The sequence below is a fragment of the Sneathiella chinensis genome, assembly GCF_012720115.1.
Lineage (GTDB): Bacteria > Pseudomonadota > Alphaproteobacteria > Sneathiellales > Sneathiellaceae > Sneathiella > Sneathiella chinensis.
This window is the reverse complement of the sequence record NZ_VNWN01000002.1, coordinates 770,394-785,498: the sequence shown is the minus strand read 5'-3', so window position 1 is coordinate 785,498 and position 15,105 is coordinate 770,394. Positions and strand designations below refer to the sequence as shown.

General features: G+C 57.6%; 18 protein-coding genes. 10 read left to right on the top strand and 8 right to left on the bottom strand.

From position 1 onward, the window contains the following. Positions 1-29 precede the first annotated feature (29 nt). From FQB27_RS03795 to FQB27_RS03785, 3 genes are read left to right on the top strand one after another with little or no spacing between them, the layout of a single operon-like run. A complete protein-coding gene (locus FQB27_RS03795) occupies positions 30-1,247 on the top strand; it encodes a pyridoxal-phosphate-dependent aminotransferase family protein (protein ID WP_169559522.1) in 1,218 nt (405 codons plus the stop codon). A 4-nt stretch (positions 1,248-1,251) separates the two neighbouring features. Then, positions 1,252-1,731, top strand: coding sequence for a methyltransferase family protein (locus FQB27_RS03790; protein WP_169559521.1), 480 nt, complete (start codon positions 1,252-1,254; stop codon positions 1,729-1,731). Positions 1,732-1,765: 34 nt separating this feature from the next. Beyond that, a complete protein-coding gene (locus tag FQB27_RS03785; RefSeq protein ID WP_169559520.1) occupies positions 1,766-2,644 on the top strand; it encodes a DinB family protein in 879 nt (292 codons plus the stop codon). Between the two features lie 21 nt (positions 2,645-2,665). On the opposite strand, the gene FQB27_RS03780 is transcribed toward FQB27_RS03785, so the two are convergent. From FQB27_RS03780 to FQB27_RS03770, 3 genes are all read right to left on the bottom strand, one after another. Continuing rightward, positions 2,666-3,295 (bottom strand): glutathione S-transferase family protein, encoded by a 630-nt coding sequence (locus FQB27_RS03780; protein WP_169559519.1) that lies wholly within the window; start codon positions 3,293-3,295, stop codon positions 2,666-2,668. 84 nt (positions 3,296-3,379) lie between these two features. Continuing rightward, the gene (locus tag FQB27_RS03775; protein WP_169559518.1) at positions 3,380-3,970 is read right to left on the bottom strand and encodes a hypothetical protein; all 591 of its coding nucleotides are present in this window, start codon (positions 3,968-3,970) and stop codon (positions 3,380-3,382) included. Positions 3,971-4,083: 113 nt separating this feature from the next. Next, positions 4,084-4,944: an MBL fold metallo-hydrolase gene (locus FQB27_RS03770; protein ID WP_169559517.1), complete on the bottom strand. Its 861-nt coding sequence runs from the start codon at positions 4,942-4,944 to the stop codon at positions 4,084-4,086. 127 nt (positions 4,945-5,071) lie between these two features. On the opposite strand from FQB27_RS03770, the gene FQB27_RS03765 reads away from it, so the two are divergent. The 6 genes from FQB27_RS03765 (at position 5,072) to FQB27_RS03740 (ending at position 9,127) form a co-directional block, all read left to right on the top strand. Beyond that, positions 5,072-5,758: a fumarylacetoacetate hydrolase family protein gene (locus FQB27_RS03765; RefSeq protein WP_169559516.1), complete on the top strand. Its 687-nt coding sequence runs from the start codon at positions 5,072-5,074 to the stop codon at positions 5,756-5,758. Positions 5,759-5,866: 108 nt separating this feature from the next. After that, the gene (locus tag FQB27_RS03760; RefSeq protein ID WP_169559515.1) at positions 5,867-6,223 is read left to right on the top strand and encodes a hypothetical protein; all 357 of its coding nucleotides are present in this window, start codon (positions 5,867-5,869) and stop codon (positions 6,221-6,223) included. A gap of 232 nt (positions 6,224-6,455) precedes the next feature. Further along, positions 6,456-7,235, top strand: coding sequence for a hypothetical protein (locus FQB27_RS03755; protein ID WP_169559514.1), 780 nt, complete (start codon positions 6,456-6,458; stop codon positions 7,233-7,235). A 90-nt stretch (positions 7,236-7,325) separates the two neighbouring features. Beyond that, a complete protein-coding gene (locus FQB27_RS03750) occupies positions 7,326-8,021 on the top strand; it encodes a glutathione S-transferase (RefSeq protein ID WP_169559513.1) in 696 nt (231 codons plus the stop codon). Between the two features lie 4 nt (positions 8,022-8,025). Beyond that, positions 8,026-8,523: a DUF1643 domain-containing protein gene (locus FQB27_RS03745; RefSeq protein WP_169559512.1), complete on the top strand. Its 498-nt coding sequence runs from the start codon at positions 8,026-8,028 to the stop codon at positions 8,521-8,523. A gap of 4 nt (positions 8,524-8,527) precedes the next feature. Then, on the top strand, positions 8,528-9,127 hold the full coding sequence (locus FQB27_RS03740; RefSeq protein WP_169559511.1) for a thymidine kinase: 600 nt from the start codon (positions 8,528-8,530) through the stop codon (positions 9,125-9,127). On the opposite strand, the gene FQB27_RS03735 is transcribed toward FQB27_RS03740, so the two are convergent. The 5 genes from FQB27_RS03735 to FQB27_RS03715 all read right to left on the bottom strand — a co-directional run bounded on the left by FQB27_RS03735 (position 9,124) and on the right by FQB27_RS03715 (position 14,253). Next, a complete protein-coding gene (locus FQB27_RS03735; protein ID WP_169559510.1) occupies positions 9,124-9,501 on the bottom strand; it encodes a DUF423 domain-containing protein in 378 nt (125 codons plus the stop codon). The two genes, FQB27_RS03740 and FQB27_RS03735, sit on opposite strands and share 4 nt — an antisense overlap. Positions 9,502-9,571: 70 nt before the next feature. Next, positions 9,572-10,705 carry an acyl-CoA dehydrogenase family protein gene (locus tag FQB27_RS03730; RefSeq protein ID WP_169559509.1) on the bottom strand — a complete coding sequence of 378 codons (1,134 nt, stop codon included), beginning with the start codon at positions 10,703-10,705 and terminating at the stop codon, positions 9,572-9,574. A gap of 12 nt (positions 10,706-10,717) precedes the next feature. After that, entirely contained in the window at positions 10,718-11,914 is a 1,197-nt protein-coding gene (locus FQB27_RS03725; RefSeq protein ID WP_169559508.1) for an acyl-CoA dehydrogenase family protein, read from the bottom strand. Between the two features lie 174 nt (positions 11,915-12,088). Beyond that, a complete protein-coding gene (locus tag FQB27_RS03720) occupies positions 12,089-13,681 on the bottom strand; it encodes a rhodanese-like domain-containing protein (RefSeq protein ID WP_169559507.1) in 1,593 nt (530 codons plus the stop codon). 2 nt (positions 13,682-13,683) lie between these two features. After that, positions 13,684-14,253, bottom strand: a complete 570-nt coding sequence (locus FQB27_RS03715; RefSeq protein ID WP_169559506.1) for a cysteine dioxygenase family protein — start codon at positions 14,251-14,253, stop codon at positions 13,684-13,686. A 169-nt stretch (positions 14,254-14,422) separates the two neighbouring features. Here FQB27_RS03715 and FQB27_RS03710 point away from each other — a divergent pair, with 169 nt between their 5' ends. Continuing rightward, a complete protein-coding gene (locus FQB27_RS03710; protein WP_169559505.1) occupies positions 14,423-15,049 on the top strand; it encodes a hypothetical protein in 627 nt (208 codons plus the stop codon). The last annotated feature ends 56 nt before the right edge of the window (positions 15,050-15,105 follow it).

The following is a 15,105-nucleotide window of genomic DNA, read 5'->3' as shown; positions in this document are numbered from 1 at the left end:
CTGCCAGTTCACAGCCAAGGAACCAAATCATGAGTGTTCGTACAGGTCGCGAATTCCTGAGTATCCCCGGTCCGACAAATATACCGGATTCTGTCTTGAACGCCATGCACCAGCCGGCGATCGACATCTATCAGAAGGATTTCCCGGCCCTGACGGACAGCTTGCTGGCGGGCCTGAAAACCCTGTTCGATACGGACGGGGAAACCTTTATCTATATCGCCAATGGCCACGGCGCGTGGGAGGCCGCCCTCAGCAATGTTCTGTCCCGCGGCGACAAGGTTCTGGTTCTGTCCAGCGGCCGCTTTGCCGACGGATGGGGCGAAACGGGCGTGCCGCTTGGGCTGGACGTTGAGGTTCTGCCCGGAAGCTGGCGTCATTCGGTGCGCCCCGACGCCGTTGCCGCCCGCCTCAAAGACGATCCCGACGGCCTGATCAAGGCCATCCTGATGGTACAGGTGGATACGGCTTCCAGTCTGGTGAATGACGTTGAGGCCGTCAGCAAGGCGATCCGGTCCACCGGTCACCCGGCCCTCTTTATGGTGGATACCATTGCCTCGCTCGGGACCATGCCCTTTTCCATGAAGGACTGGCATATCGATGTTGCGGTTGGCGCCGCCCAGAAAGGGTTGATGTCCCCGCCGGGCCTCAGCTTCAATGCGGCCAGCCCCCGGGCGCTGGCGCGGCACAAGGAAGCGGGCTTGCGGACAGCCTATTGGGACTGGACGGCGCGCCTTGGCCCGATCCACTATCAGAAATATTGCGGCACCCCGCCCGAACATCTTCTCTTTGCCCTTGCAAAAAGCCTTGAGCTGCTGTCCAACGAGGGCATCGAGGCCGCGTCCTTACGGCATTCATTGCTGGCCGGGGCAACCAGCGCCGCCGTCGCCCGGTGGGCGGAAGGCGGGGTTCTCCAGTTCAATGTCACCGCCCCGGAAGATCGGGCCACAGCCGTCACCACCGTTCTGTTTGAACAGGGCCATACCCCCGACGCCCTGCTGGATTACTGCAACGAGAAATGCGGGGTTGTGGTCGGGATTGGGATTGATGACCTCCGCGGTAAGGCCATGCGCATTGCCCATATGGGATTTGTCAACGCCCCCATGCTTCTGGGAACCCTCGGGGTTATTGAGATGGGCCTGAAGGCCCTGAACATTCCCCACGGCCCCGGCGGAACGCAGGCGGCGATTGATTTTCTCGCCCACCATGTTCCCCCTTCTCCGGCTCCTGCCTCGAATGAAGGGACCTGACGCCATGACCACGCCGAGCCCGTCCGGCCGGGACCATCCCGGCGTTCGCATCCCGCCGCCGCTGGTCTATTCGCTGGCGCTGCTGGTTGGCATTCTGGTTCAATCCAACTGGCGAGCGGGGGAGATCGGCCCACTGTTCCTGACGGTGCCCGGCGGCATTCTCGCCCTTGCGGGGATGGCCATCATGTTGGTTTGCGTTGTCGCCCACCACAAGGCAAAAACCAACGTCGAGCCTTGGAAACCCACCACGGCTATTATCTCTCATGGGCTGTACGGCTATTCCCGCAACCCGATTTACGTGGGCATGACCCTGTTCGCAGGGGGTATTGGCCTTGCCGCAGGAAGCTGGGGCAGCATGATCACGATCCTTTGTGCGGTCCTGTTTATCCAGTTTTATGTCATCCGCCGGGAAGAGGCCTATCTTGAAACCAAATTCGGGGATGAATATCTGAATTATAAATCCCGTGTCCGGCGGTGGCTGTAAATCCCGTTTAAATCCTGCCTGACGCGGAACCGACATGACTGGTCACCTGCGGAAAGGGCCCCCGATGGACACGTCCCTGAAAGAAAATCTGCAATCCGGGAAAACCTGGAAACGGCTTCCCCTTATTCTTCTTTATGCGCTCTGCTTCCAAGTGGCGGAAATTGTTCTGGCCGCAAGTACGATTATCCAGTTCCTGTTCAAACTGGTATGCGGAGCGCCCCTGAAGCGACTGTCGAACTTCGGCGCGGGTCTGGCCGCCTATCTCCGTCAGGTTTCCGCCTTCCTGACCTACAGCAGCAATGACAAGCCCTACCCGCTTGGGGATTGGCCGGGAAACGGCACGGAAATGCCCGCGTCTTCGGCAGACCATGCCCCTGATGATGACGAAGACGAGACTGTAAAGCATACCCCGGACCCCCGGATCGGGCATTTCAAGACCTTTGCCGCCTATAACCGCTGGGCGAATGACAGGCTGTATGATGCCGTCGCCACACTCTCGGAAGAAGAGCGCAACAAGGACCTTGGCGCCTTCTTTCGCACCCTGATGAAGACGCTCAATCATGTTCTGGTGGCCGATCTGTTGTGGCTGGAACGGCTGGAGGGAACGGGCCCCAAACCGGAAAGTCTGGACACCGTCCTTCACACCAATCTGGGGGACCTCCGCAAGGCCCGGCATGCCGCTGACCTTCGCCTTGAGCAGCTTGCCGACGCCCTGCCTGCGGAACGACTGGACGAAATCCTGAATTATCAGCGACAGGACGGAACCCCGTGCAATGACCGGGTTTCTGCCATTCTGGCCCATATGTTCAATCACCAGACCCACCACCGGGGTCAATGCCACCATATGCTGAGCCAACTTGGGAAGACCCCGCCGTCTCTGGACCTGATCTATTTCATTCGGGAACAGGGCTAGCGGCGGGGGCCGGTTTCCGACCTATGCTTTCGCACTGGGGCGGGCAGCAACTGTTTCGTACCACCGCCGGATATTGGCGCAGCTTTCAGGGACTGTCTGCTGCGCCATTGCGGCAAAATCAACCACCACCAGCGCATTGATATCCGCAACACTGAACGTCTCGCCCGCTACATAGGGATGATCCGCCAGTTGCCGGTCCAGTTCCTCGAAAAAATATCCGATCCGGCGCACGCCCCGTTCTGCCAGCGCCGGGTTCTGAGCCTCGTTATGGGGGCCTGTCAGTGCCCTGTCCTTCAGACGGCCCACAGAATTGCGAAGCGCTTCGGCAACCGCACCAAAACCATCCAGATCAATAACCCGCAACCAGTCATTGATGACCGCCCGCTGCACGGGTGTTTCCCCAAACAGGGGCGGGTCGGGAAATACTTCCTCCAGATACCGTTGGATGGTCTCGCTGTCCCGTAAAACCGTTCCGTCATCCAGCAGCAGCGCCGGGATCGTACATCGATTGTTGATGGCCCTGAAGTCGGGGGAGAACTGTTCCCCTTCGCGGATATTGACGATTTCCCGTTCAATATCGATGCCTTTTTCAGCCAGGAACATCCGAACCCGGCGCGGGCTTGGCGGCCCGACAAAATCATAGAGTTTCATGCGGCTCCCTTACTCCCTGTTGCAAACTCCCTCGTTGGAAGTCTTAACACAACCGGAAAGGCCGGGCGTTCACATTCCCGTCATCTAATCAAAGCCCGGCGGGTTCCAGCCTGCCTTCCAGACCGGCAGGGGCATGACCTCCGCCTCGGCGCCATTATCGTGGAACCAACTGTCAAACGCGAACACCTCTCCGCTTGCCACCTCTTTCAGGGAGGCGGCGAAATGTGGCCACTCGAACGCCCCGCCCCGCCCTTCAACGCCTTCGACCCGGTGATGATGGATCAATCCCTGCTGCTGAAGCAAAAGCAGCAGTCCCAGCGCATTGGCACTCTCGTCGATGCAGTCCAGCTGATGGTCATTGTCAAAGGCGGTCCGGGCCCGGTCGGCAGTGGTTCCGGTGGCCTCGCCGCCAATTTTCTCCAACTCGGCCATGGCCCGGGCCAGATTGCCCCGCTCCTCGGCCGGACTATTCGCTTTTTCAGCCAAGGGGCCCTTGATCCGATCCCAATCCGCCCCGGTCAACGAAAGGACCGGGCGCTCACGGCACCCGTGATCATGACAATAGACGAACGCCTCCATGCTTGGCTCCGGCAGATCATATTTCTGAAGAAAAGCATCCGATTTTGAAACCACAAGCTGTCCGGCGCATCCTGTCAAAAGCAGCAGGGTCGCCATTGGAAATAAAGCATGTTTGAAAGAGGGCAAAAGACCAGTCCGGGTAATTTTCAGTGAATAACGTCATGTTATTAATACACTGAATAATTGCCGTCACCCGATTTCTCGATCTTTTAACCGGGTTCAACGTCCAGCCAGAAGCCCCCCTCGTCATCCTGCTTCACCCAACCGGCGGTAGGGGTCGCGAAATGGGTGCCAATGCACAAGGTCGGTGTTCCGGCAAGCTCGGTCAGTACCTGCCTGCGGGTCCGGCTTGCATGCGCCTTGTCGTTGTCGGCAGTACTGCTCCAATTGGTATGGGCCATCTGGCAAGGGTGATGCAGGAAATCGCCGGTAATCAGCGCCTCTTGTCCTTGCGAACGGATGCGGACACTGACATGGCCCGGCGTGTGGCCCGGTGTCGGGATCAGGGAAACCTCGTCGCATACCCGGTAATCGGACGGCACAAAGGTCGCAAGGTCCGCCTCCACGATCGGCGCAACCGAATCCTCGATCACATCGCCATATTCATCCTGACGGTTGCTTTGCCAGTGCTTCCATTCCCGTTCTGCAAAAAGATACCGGGCATTGGGGAAGGTCGGCACCCACGCGCCATCCTCCAGCATGGTGTTCCAGCCCACATGATCCACATGCAGGTGGGTACAAAGAACCGTGTCCATGTCTTCCCGGCGATACCCAGCCTGTTCCAGATCATTCAGAAAGCCGGTCTGCAGGTTGTTCCACGCCGGGACATTCCGCTTTTTGTCATTTCCGATACAGGTATCGACAATAATGCGATGCTCTCCGGTATCCACCACAAGGGCATGAATGCTCATGATCAGCTTGCCGTCCTCGGTCACAAAATGGGGACGCAGCCAGTCAATATCCCGGACCGCTTCCGGCGTCGCGTCCGGTAACAACCCCCGCGTTCCGCCTGCCGCCTCAATCTCCACAATACGGGTTATCTTTACCGAGCCAACCTGCCAGACATTCATCGAATTCTCCCGATTTTTATTTTTGTTCTCTTTAATTTTTCCGCCTCTGAATAGGCAAGGGAAAAACCTTATGGTATTTCTGATAGTGAATGAAATTCAAAACAAAACAACATGGATTTCCCTGCCAATGAATTATCTGTTCTCGCCCCCGGCCCCGCCCACCATTGCCATTCATGGTACGGATACCCGTTTTCCGGTTCGCCGCATTTTCTGCGTCGGACGCAATTATGCGGATCATGCGATCGAAATGGGCGGCGACCCCACCCGCGAACCGCCGTTCTTTTTCTCGAAACCGGCAGACGCGGTGGTCGAAAGCGGCACATCCATCGCCTATCCGTCCGCCACAAGCAACCTTCACTTTGAAATGGAACTGGTGGTGGCGATCAACCGGGAGGGCGCCGCAATTCCGGTAGAACAAGCCATGGACCATGTCTTCGGGTATGCCTGCGGCATTGACCTGACCCGCCGGGACCTGCAAAGCGCGGCCAAGGAAAAAGGCCGTCCATGGGATGCCGCCAAAGGGTTCGATCAGTCAGCCCCTTGTGCACCCCTTGTCCCGCTGGACGATGCCGGTGATATCCAGAACGCCCGCATGACACTGGACGTCAACGGTGTTCGCAAGCAGGAAACGGTTATTCGTAACATGACCTGGAACATTGCCGAGGTTATCAGTCACCTGTCCGGCCTGTATCACCTGATGCCCGGTGACCTGATTTATACAGGGACCCCGGCCGGTGTCGGCCCGCTCAAGAAAGGGGACCAGCTTGAAGGCCGGATCGACGGACTTCCGTCCCTTCACCTGACCATCAACTAGACGGTTTTTAAGGACAACTGGACTTATGGCCCCGTTCGACTTACCTCTATCTGATACAATCACCGCGACCCTCAAACCGGCATGATCCCGTTTCAAGGAGGCTGTGTCATGAAACCATTCCATTCCCTGCTTCTTGCCCTGATCCTGTCCGGCATCTGGGGGACGACCGCTATGGCGGGGTCCTCCATTTACTCCACCCTCGCCCCTTACGAGCCGGAAGACTGCAAACCGGTCGTGGAACAGAACCTGAAGGAACAGAACGCGGATTTTAACAAGATTTACCGCATTGAATATCTCACCCGCTATCTGAACATGAGTGAGGATGCGGAAGAGTATAACTATGAGGCGTGGGTCAGCTTCGGCACCTGCACAGGCAATTATGCCATCATCATGGACAAGGGTTGCATGATCCGCCGCACCTTCCTGACCGGCCAGTGCCAGCAAGCGGGCATCCCCACCCCCTGACACGGGCGGGCCGCCTTCGTAAAATCCCTCTGCCCCTCCCCCGCCGGCGCCACTCTGCCGGAGCGGTCCCGCCGTATATGGCTAAAAAATGATAAAAAAGCCGTCAGGGTATTTTCAAGTTATGGAAACTGATTTACAATATCAGCCCAACATGAGAGAAGACACGAAAGACAATGTTGGGGGTTTCTCTCGGTTGTTTTTTACCAGTGCCGGGGGAGCACGTCAGTAATTCATGAATTTCACCAGCAAAAAGCCTGAGCAGTATATTCTCGACTCGCCAGACCTGTCAGAGCGGGAAAAATCGCTTATTGCCGAGAACCGGAAACTGCGCCGCAAGAACAAGCGTCTCAGTCAGGCTATGCTGTATCTTGTCGATCAGATCGAGGTGAAATTCAATGCCCTGAACCGGGCCTATCCGACCCCCGCCCCGACAGCACAAGAACCCGCTCCGGCTCCGATCGCAACGCCGGCCCCGGCTCCTGTTAAACAGGCGGTGCCAGCGCCCAAACCGGCCTCCCGGAAACCGCGCCCAAAAGTTTCCGGCACTCTCTGGCAGCCGGAAAAACTGATCCATTCCCGCCCTGTCCGCAAGACACCGACACCGGAAACGGCCCACCCCCTTGAAGAGCCGGAAATCCTGATGGCCCGCGGGATCGTCACCCCTGAACCTGTTCAGGAAGCCGCGCCCCCGGCCCCGGCCCCCTCCAGCGCCATGACACATGGCCCGGATCTGGCCCCGGAAGAGGTCAGCCTTCTGTCATCCCCTCGGGAAAACCGGAAACCCTTACCGCTTCGGGACAGCGCCGGGCATCTGGTCAAACGCGAGGCGAAAAAAACCTCGGCAGAGGAAGCCTCCAACACCTATTTGTCCGTCTCGCTCGCGTCGCGGCCAACGCCGGATATCGACATACCGGAACCACCCCGGAAAACACCGCCTTCCGACCTGCCACAGCCGCAGGAATCCGGGCATCGCGCTGCCATGATGCGGCGCGTGAACCGCCTGCGGTGGTGACCAGTCGCCGCTTTACAGCCCCGGCCTGATGCCCTAAATCTTATCGATCGGTCCAGTTTTCAGGAAATAAATCAGGTCTTGTTACGGTAAATGTCTGCATCCTTCTCCTCTCCATCCCCGGACACCCTGCCTGTTCTGTACAGCTTCAGGCGCTGCCCCTATGCCATGCGGGCCCGGTTGGCCCTTGCCTATAGCGGCGAGGCGGTGGAATTGCGGGATATTCTACTGAAGGACAAACCAGCAGAGATGATCGCGGCCAGCCCCAAGGCAACCGTACCTGTTCTTGTGCTGCAGGACGGCACTGTTATTGAGGAGAGCATCGACATTGTCTGGTGGGCACTGGGACGCTCCGACCCAATGGGGTGGCTTCCCGATGACGGGGAATTACGGTCCGAGGCCCACGCCCTGATCCAGGAAAATGACGGCCCCTTCAAGTCGGCCCTCGACAAGTACAAATATTTCGTCCGCTTTCCTGAAAAGTCCCAGACCGATTATCGACAGAGCGGGGAAGAATTCCTCGCCGAACTGGAACGCAGACTGGAAAAGCAGGCCTTTCTGCTTGGTGATCGTTTCAGTGTGGCAGATGCGGCGATTTTCCCTTTCATCCGCCAGTTTGCCAACAGCGACCGGGACTGGTTCAAGTCCGCCCCCTATCCGAAACTGCAGCAATGGCTGGAGGCCCGCACCAGCTCGGACGGGTTTTCCTACATCATGAAGAAACGCCCGATCTGGCAGCCTGACACACCCGGCATTCTGTTCCCGGATTGCCCGCTCACGGATTTCTAGCCCCATGGACGCCCAGTATTTCAAGGAAAGCGGCGCAACGTTCAGTGACTGCGAAAAATACCGCTATCGGCTATGGCGCCAATGGGATGACGGGCCCCGGGTCGCCTTTCTGATGCTAAACCCGTCCACCGCCGATGCTGACCGAAACGATCCGACGGTGGAACGCTGTCACCGCCGTGCCGTAGCCATGGGATTTGGCGCCATGGAGGTGATCAATATCTTTGCCTTTCGTGCCACCGACCCACGGGACCTGAAACAAGCGGCCCAGCCTGTCGGCCCCCTCAATGATGCCACCATTCTGGAAAGTGCCCGCGCCTCAGACACATTGATTTGCGCGTGGGGCAGCCACGGGGATTTCCAAAACCGGGACGAACAGGTCCGAACCCTGCTGCGAACCAACGGGATCAAGGCCCAGGTTCTGAAGCTGACCTCAAAGGGCCAGCCGGGGCATCCCCTTTACATTCCCTATTCCTGCACTCCCGTGCCGTGGGAGGACATCTAGACGCATGGCCAAACTCTATTTCTACTATTCCACCATGAATGCGGGGAAGTCGACGACCCTGCTGCAATCCAGCTTCAACTATGAAGAACGCGGGATGCAGACCCTGTTATTTACTGCGGCGCTGGATGACCGCTATGGCGTTGGTAAAATTACATCCCGCATCGGCCTGCAGGCCACGGCCCAACTCTTTGCGGACGATACTGACCTGCTGGACAGCGTCAAAAAGGAACTGACCAGCCGCCCCATTGACTGCGTCATGGTGGATGAGGCCCAGTTCCTGAGCCGGGATCAGGTCTTCCAACTGTCCGAGGTGGCGGACCAGCTGAAAATTCCCGTACTGGCCTATGGTCTGCGGACGGATTTTCAGGGCAACCTGTTCCCCGGCAGCCAGCATCTTCTGGCTTGGGCGGATGAACTGAGGGAACTCAAGACCATCTGTCATTGCGGCAGCAAGGCAACCATGGTCATCCGGGTTGATGAAACCGGCACCCCCATTCGCGAGGGTGCCCAGAAAGAAATTGGCGGCAATGACCGGTATGTCGCCCTCTGCCGGAAGCATTTCAAGCAATCGACCTATGGCGAACTGGAAGGCGGCGTCTGCTAACTGCGGGCGTAATGCAACCCGCCAAGGGCAAGACAAAGCCAGCCCAGAATAAGCAGGCTTCCGCCCGCCGGGGTCACCATGGGCAACAAGACCTCGCCGGTGCGCCCAAGATAATAGAGTGATCCGCTGAACAGCAGGGTCCCGGTCACAAAAAGCGCCCCTGCGGCGTGGCTGACGGCCCGCCCCCGCGCCTGACGGCGCAGCATGATCCCGATCCCCAGCAACGCCAGTACATGCAGCATATGATAGTCGAACGCGGTGCTGTACAGTTTTTCCCGGTAGGTATCTTCAAGCACACCATGGGCCCCCATTGCGCCCATGATCACACCCATCGCACCCATCACGCCGGCAACGGCAATCCAGGGAAACCTCATTCTCACACTCCCATAAAAAAAGCCGGGACAGAACATCCCGGCTTTATTCTAACGCAATTCCTGATCGTTTTTAAGACGCAGCAGAAAACCGGTTCAGGTGATAGTCCGTGTTACCGAACAGCATTTCCAGTGTGGACAGACGCTTGAAATAATGGCCGATGGAATATTCATCGGTCATGCCCATACCACCATGCAGCTGGACAGCCTGCTGACCAACAAACTTGGCCGCCTTGCCAACCTGTGCCTTGGTCGCGGAAACGGCCTTGCGGGCTTCCACGACATCATCAAAGCAAAGCTTCATGGCCGCCATATCGGACATGGATTTGGACTGTTCCGCTTCCATATACATATCCACCATACGGTGCTGCAGGACCTGGAACTTGCCGATCGGAATACCGAACTGCTTGCGGGTCTTGAGATACTCGTTGGTGATTTCGTTGGCGGCGGTCATGGCGCCAACAGCCTCGGCACACAGGGCCGCGATTGCGCGGTCAACAACCTTGTCGATGATCGGGAATGCCTCGCCTTCCGTGCCCAGCAGGGCATTGGCACCGACCTTGACATTCTCAAAGCGGATATCGGCAGCGCGCTGACCGTCAACGGTCTTGTAACCCCGGATATCAACGCCATCGGCATCGCGGTCCACAACGAACAGGGAGATACCTGCCTCGTCACGGCTTTCCCCACCGGTGCGGGCAGAAACAATAATCTTGTCCGCTGTATCACCGTGATAAACCACGATCTTGTGACCGGACAGAACATAACCGTCACCGGATTTTGTTGCGGTTGTTTCCACGTCATTCAGGTTGAAGCGGGACTGGGTTTCCGCATAGGCGAAAGCCAGCATCAGGTTGCCTTCGATCAGCGTCGGGATGATCTCTTCAACCTGCGCTTCGCTTCCGGCTTCTGCAACCAGGGCACCGCCCAGAATGACCGTGCTGAAGAACGGCTCAAGAACCAGTCCGCGGCCCATGCTTTCCATCATGATCATGGTGTCCACCGGTGATCCACCGAACCCACCAACCTCTTCCGAGAATGGCATGCCGAGCCAGCCCAGCTCGGCCATGGTTTTCCAGTGGTCACGGCTGAAACCCAGATCGGTTTCCGTCAGCTTCAACCGGGCTTCCGGTGAATAGTTTTCCTGTACAAATCGATCGACACTGTCTTTCAACAGTGTTTGTTCATCAGATAGTTCAAAGTCCATTTTTATTATTCCTTATAATCCCAAAACCATCTTGGAAATAATGTTCCGCTGAATTTCGTTGGTGCCGCCATAGATGGTTGCCGCCCGAAGATAAAGATGCTCGGCCATGGGGCCGTTCGCATAATCCGGTCCCGGAGCCGTGTCATTGCGACCTTCGTAATCGCCCATGGCCTCGTACGGGGCACCGTACATACCAAGAGATTCTACAAGCAATTCCGTCAACCGCTGCTGGATTTCGGTTCCCTTGATTTTCAGCAAAGATGGCTCTGCTGTAAAGCGTTTTCCGGCGGCTTCCTGAGACAACATTCTCAATTCCGTATATTCCAGCGCCATCAGGTCAACCTCGATCTGGGCCAGCTTACGCATGAAGTCCTTGTCATCCGCCAGAAGCCCGCCGTCAACCCGTTCGGTTTTGGCGATCTCTTTCAGTTTGTTGACGCGGCGTTTGGACTGCGCCACACGGGCGATGGTGCTTCGTTCATTCCCCAGCAGGAACTTGGCATAGGTCCAGCCCTTGTTCTCTTCGCCAACGCGGTTCTTCACCGGAACACGGACATCATCGAAGAACACCTCGTTCAGGGTGTTTTCCTTGTCGATACCATAAATCGGCTTGATGGTGATACCGGGGGTGTTCATGTCGATAAGAAGGAAGGAAATCCCTTCCTGCGCCTTGGCATTGGAATCTGTCCGCACAAGACAGAAAATCATGTTGGCATGCTGCGCGTAGGAGGTCCAGATTTTCTGGCCGTTGACGATATAATCGTCCCCATCACGAACCGCTTTTGTCTGCAGGGACGCAAGATCGGACCCGGAACCGGGCTCGGAATAGCCCTGACACCACCAATCCTCTGAATTGAGGATGCGGGGAAGGTAATAGTCCTTCTGTTCCTGCGAGCCAAAGGTATAGATCACAGGACCCACCATACTGACGCCAAACGGCATCGGGGTCGGTGCGCCCATGGTTCCGAATTCCTGCGCAGCGATATAGCGCTGTGTCACAGTCCATCCGGTGCCACCATATTCCACAGGCCAGGCCGGAGCCATCCAGCCCTGTTCGTGCAGGATTTTCTGCCAGCGAACCTGTAGCTCCTTGGGCACATGCATACCCCGGCTATAGTAGCTTCTTACATCTTCGGGAAGTTTCGTCTCTAGAAACTCTCTGACCTCGGCCTTGAACGCCAAATCTTCGTCACTGAATGACAAATCCATCGGGATTTTCTCCATTATTTTTCAGGGCATCTGCTGCGCCCGTTCGCTTTCCATGCTAAATGGTGACTTCTTTCATTGCAAGAAGCCCCGTAGACTTTAAGCGCCCAATTTAATGTGACGCAGCGGATACCTGTGTTTTGGCGCCTTGGCAACCCACAATCCGAGCGATAGAACCTAGAAAATACGAAACCGTGCGGTTCCATCCCGGGCTACCTGATTCACCAGCGCCGTTTCCCAGTCCAGATATTCCTGCATCCGTTCCCGTATCTTGTCACGGTTATCATAGGGCTTGTACCAGCGGTCATCCGGACGGCTGAGATGGCGTGTCTCGCCTTCTTCCAGCGGCAGCCCCGCCGCCTTCCAGCCCCGGCTTCCCCCTTTCAGGACCCGGACAATCACTTCCGGGCGAACAGCGACAATTTCAGGCGCGGCCAGATGGGCCAGCCGGTCATCTTCTGCGACCACAATAACCAGCCCCACGGGCGGCAAAAAGGCCAATTCCCGATCAAAACGGGACCGGATGGCCCAGCGAGCCCCCGGAACATGCCCCTTCCGGTAAGACAGGGAGGGCCCGATATCCAGAACAGCAATAGGCTCCCCCGATGCCAGAACCGCGTCCAGTTCGTGCGGGGAAAGGGTCGGTATCTCCCTCACCTCTGGCCCGGCCTCCGGGCCGCTCACCTGCGCCAGCCCGTCAAAATCGGTCAGGATAGAGACATCCTCCCATCCCATCTGACGCAGCCAGGCCGCCGTCATGCAGGCCCGCACCTCCCGATCATCCACAAGGACAAGGCGGGCATTCCGCACCCCCACATATTCATCCGTGGCCTGTACCAGTTGCCCGCCCGGTGCATGTTGCGCCCCTGAAATATGACCGTCCTCGTATTCATCGCGGGTTCGCACATCCAGAATGAACAGAGTGCGCTGGTCCTGTTCATGCCGAAACGCCTCCAGCTCCGCTCCGGTTATACGGGGCACACCGGCCCGCTCCGCAACCTGCCGGGCCAGGGTCTGACTGCGGTGCAGGGCCTCGGCCGACGGTGCGGCACCAACTGTTCCGGTATCGCTGGCCAGCGGCAGGTCCTGCAAGTACCAGCCCATGGTTCCGTTTTCCAGCGCCGCGACGGGGTTCGGCACCCCGGCATCAATCAGGGACTGGGCGCCGATAATACTGCGCGTCCGTCCGGCACAATTGACCACAATCGGCGTGGTTTCATCCGGCACGACCTCGAACACCCGGTGCACCAGTTCGGCGCCCGGCACATCAACGCCACCGGGGATACTCATCCGCTGGTATTCGTCAAAGGGGCGGCTGTCCAGAATGGCAATTTTCTCACCGGCCTGAAGACGGCTCGACAGTTCCTGTGCGGAGATATGCGGGGTTCCTTTTCGGGCTTCCACAAATTCCCCGAAGGCCTTGCTGGGAACGTTCACACCGGAGAACAACTCCAGCCCCGCATCCCGCCAGCCCATAACGCCCCCGTCCAAAACGGATATGTCCGCATATCCCATGCCCGTCAGAACCTTTTCCGCCCGCATGGCAAGATCCTCACCATCCCCTTGGTCCAGCAGGATCACCGGGGTGGTCTTGCGGGGAACCAGGCGTTCCACCTCCAGCTCAATCCGACTGAGCGGTGCCGGAACGGCGAAAAAAGGATGGCCTTCCGCATGAATTCCGTGCTCCCGCACATCCAGAAAGGCAAGCTCATCCTGCCCGCTGGCCAATTGATCATGCAGGGTCTTCGGTGACATTTTTTTGGTGGTCATGGTCAAATCTCGCGAATATCCCGATGCGGCGGAAAGGTCCGCCACTCGTTATTCGGTGCACTCCAGTAATTGCGTCCCGGCAATTGCTCCAAAGCCAGTCCGTACATATGAAAATTCAACACCGGCTGTCCCGGCTCGATATGAATGCTGTGCAGGTCATCGGGCAGCAGGCAGACACCGGTTCCGTCTGCAACCACCTGACCGCCTGTCTGCTCAACCCCTTCCGGAACCCGCTTGTAAAACCGGTTTTCCTCGCGCCCATGGACACCCGCAATCACGGCCCATGTGGTGTGATCGTGAGGCGGCGACTGGACCCGTCCGTTTGCAACATTCACATACAGGGCGAACCGGTGATCCGCATCCTCTGACAGGCGATAAAGGCAATTATTTGGCCCGTCACCGTCTTCTGGCGGCGGAAAGGCGTCAAACGAGAACAGGTCCTTACGGGCGGCAAGGGTCAGCAACGCCTCCCTGACTTCCTTAAGAAGGGCCAGCGTGACCGGTTGGCCATCCACTTTCGAGCGGATCTGATCGACCGTCCGGGCTATTTCCTGCTTTGTCTCATCCATCATGAAGCCATCCTCCCTTTCTCACAGTATCGCGCCGATACGGCCCGGACACAAGACCGGGACACACGAACATTCGACCCCCTTTATGAAAACCGCTTTTTAGAGTATAATTTTGTCCAATTCATAATTTCGAGTCAGTGGGGGAATGGCCTGTGAAAGAGAGGTATTTCACATGGGTGAGACGAATTCCGCTGCCGAAACCGACCGTCCTGTCATAAAGGAAGCCGTTGGTATTTTTGATGATCCCGGCGCTGTCCACGACTGCATTGAGGATCTGGAAAGAAAAGGATTTTCCCGGTCTGACATGACCATGCTTTCCCGCGCCGAGGTGCTGGGGAACAATTATGTCCTTCCCGTCCAGAACACCCCAAGCACCGAAGATAATCCTGAAATCCTGAGAGGGCCGATCCTCGATCCTGAGGAAACAAAAGACCGCAACAAGGTGCTTCTGTCCGCGCCGCTTTATCTTGCCGCCCTGTGCGCCGCCGGGATCGGGTTATTGATTGGCCTGTCCTCCCTGCCGCTGGCGGGCGTCACACTGCTGGCCGGGTTTGCGGGGGGCATCATCGGCATCTATCTGGACCGCCGATACCGGGACAGCCGAAAGGGATATTACAGCCTACAACTTGAACGGGGCGGTATTCCTCTCTGGGTTCATACGCACGATACCGCAGAGGAAAGAACCGCCATCGAGTCCCTGACAGAGAACCGGGCCCATGACGTTCATATTCATGCGGTTTCCAAGATATCAATGGATGACACGGACAAGCCGGGCAACGCTTTCCGGCGTTTTCACTGACCCGGCCCGTCTCCTGATCTCCGGCATCTTCAGGCCCCTGATTGCGCCTTGCCTCT

Bases quoted from the DNA above. Each gene is read 5' to 3' on its own strand.
- FQB27_RS03795 (WP_169559522.1), top strand. From the start codon at position 30: ATGAGTGTTCGTACAGGTCGCGAATTCCTGAGTATCCCCGGTCCGACA.
- FQB27_RS03790 (WP_169559521.1), top strand. From the start codon at position 1,252: ATGACCACGCCGAGCCCGTCCGGCCGGGACCATCCCGGCGTTCGCATC.
- FQB27_RS03785 (WP_169559520.1), top strand. From the start codon at position 1,766: ATGACTGGTCACCTGCGGAAAGGGCCCCCGATGGACACGTCCCTGAAA.
- FQB27_RS03780 (WP_169559519.1), bottom strand. From the start codon at position 3,295: ATGAAACTCTATGATTTTGTCGGGCCGCCAAGCCCGCGCCGGGTTCGG.
- FQB27_RS03775 (WP_169559518.1), bottom strand. From the start codon at position 3,970: ATGGCGACCCTGCTGCTTTTGACAGGATGCGCCGGACAGCTTGTGGTT.
- FQB27_RS03770 (WP_169559517.1), bottom strand. From the start codon at position 4,944: ATGAATGTCTGGCAGGTTGGCTCGGTAAAGATAACCCGTATTGTGGAG.
- FQB27_RS03765 (WP_169559516.1), top strand. From the start codon at position 5,072: ATGAATTATCTGTTCTCGCCCCCGGCCCCGCCCACCATTGCCATTCAT.
- FQB27_RS03760 (WP_169559515.1), top strand. From the start codon at position 5,867: ATGAAACCATTCCATTCCCTGCTTCTTGCCCTGATCCTGTCCGGCATC.
- FQB27_RS03755 (WP_169559514.1), top strand. From the start codon at position 6,456: ATGAATTTCACCAGCAAAAAGCCTGAGCAGTATATTCTCGACTCGCCA.
- FQB27_RS03750 (WP_169559513.1), top strand. From the start codon at position 7,326: ATGTCTGCATCCTTCTCCTCTCCATCCCCGGACACCCTGCCTGTTCTG.
- FQB27_RS03745 (WP_169559512.1), top strand. From the start codon at position 8,026: ATGGACGCCCAGTATTTCAAGGAAAGCGGCGCAACGTTCAGTGACTGC.
- FQB27_RS03740 (WP_169559511.1), top strand. From the start codon at position 8,528: ATGGCCAAACTCTATTTCTACTATTCCACCATGAATGCGGGGAAGTCG.
- FQB27_RS03735 (WP_169559510.1), bottom strand. From the start codon at position 9,501: ATGAGGTTTCCCTGGATTGCCGTTGCCGGCGTGATGGGTGCGATGGGT.
- FQB27_RS03730 (WP_169559509.1), bottom strand. From the start codon at position 10,705: ATGGACTTTGAACTATCTGATGAACAAACACTGTTGAAAGACAGTGTC.
- FQB27_RS03725 (WP_169559508.1), bottom strand. From the start codon at position 11,914: ATGGATTTGTCATTCAGTGACGAAGATTTGGCGTTCAAGGCCGAGGTC.
- FQB27_RS03720 (WP_169559507.1), bottom strand. From the start codon at position 13,681: ATGACCACCAAAAAAATGTCACCGAAGACCCTGCATGATCAATTGGCC.
- FQB27_RS03715 (WP_169559506.1), bottom strand. From the start codon at position 14,253: ATGATGGATGAGACAAAGCAGGAAATAGCCCGGACGGTCGATCAGATC.
- FQB27_RS03710 (WP_169559505.1), top strand. From the start codon at position 14,423: ATGGGTGAGACGAATTCCGCTGCCGAAACCGACCGTCCTGTCATAAAG.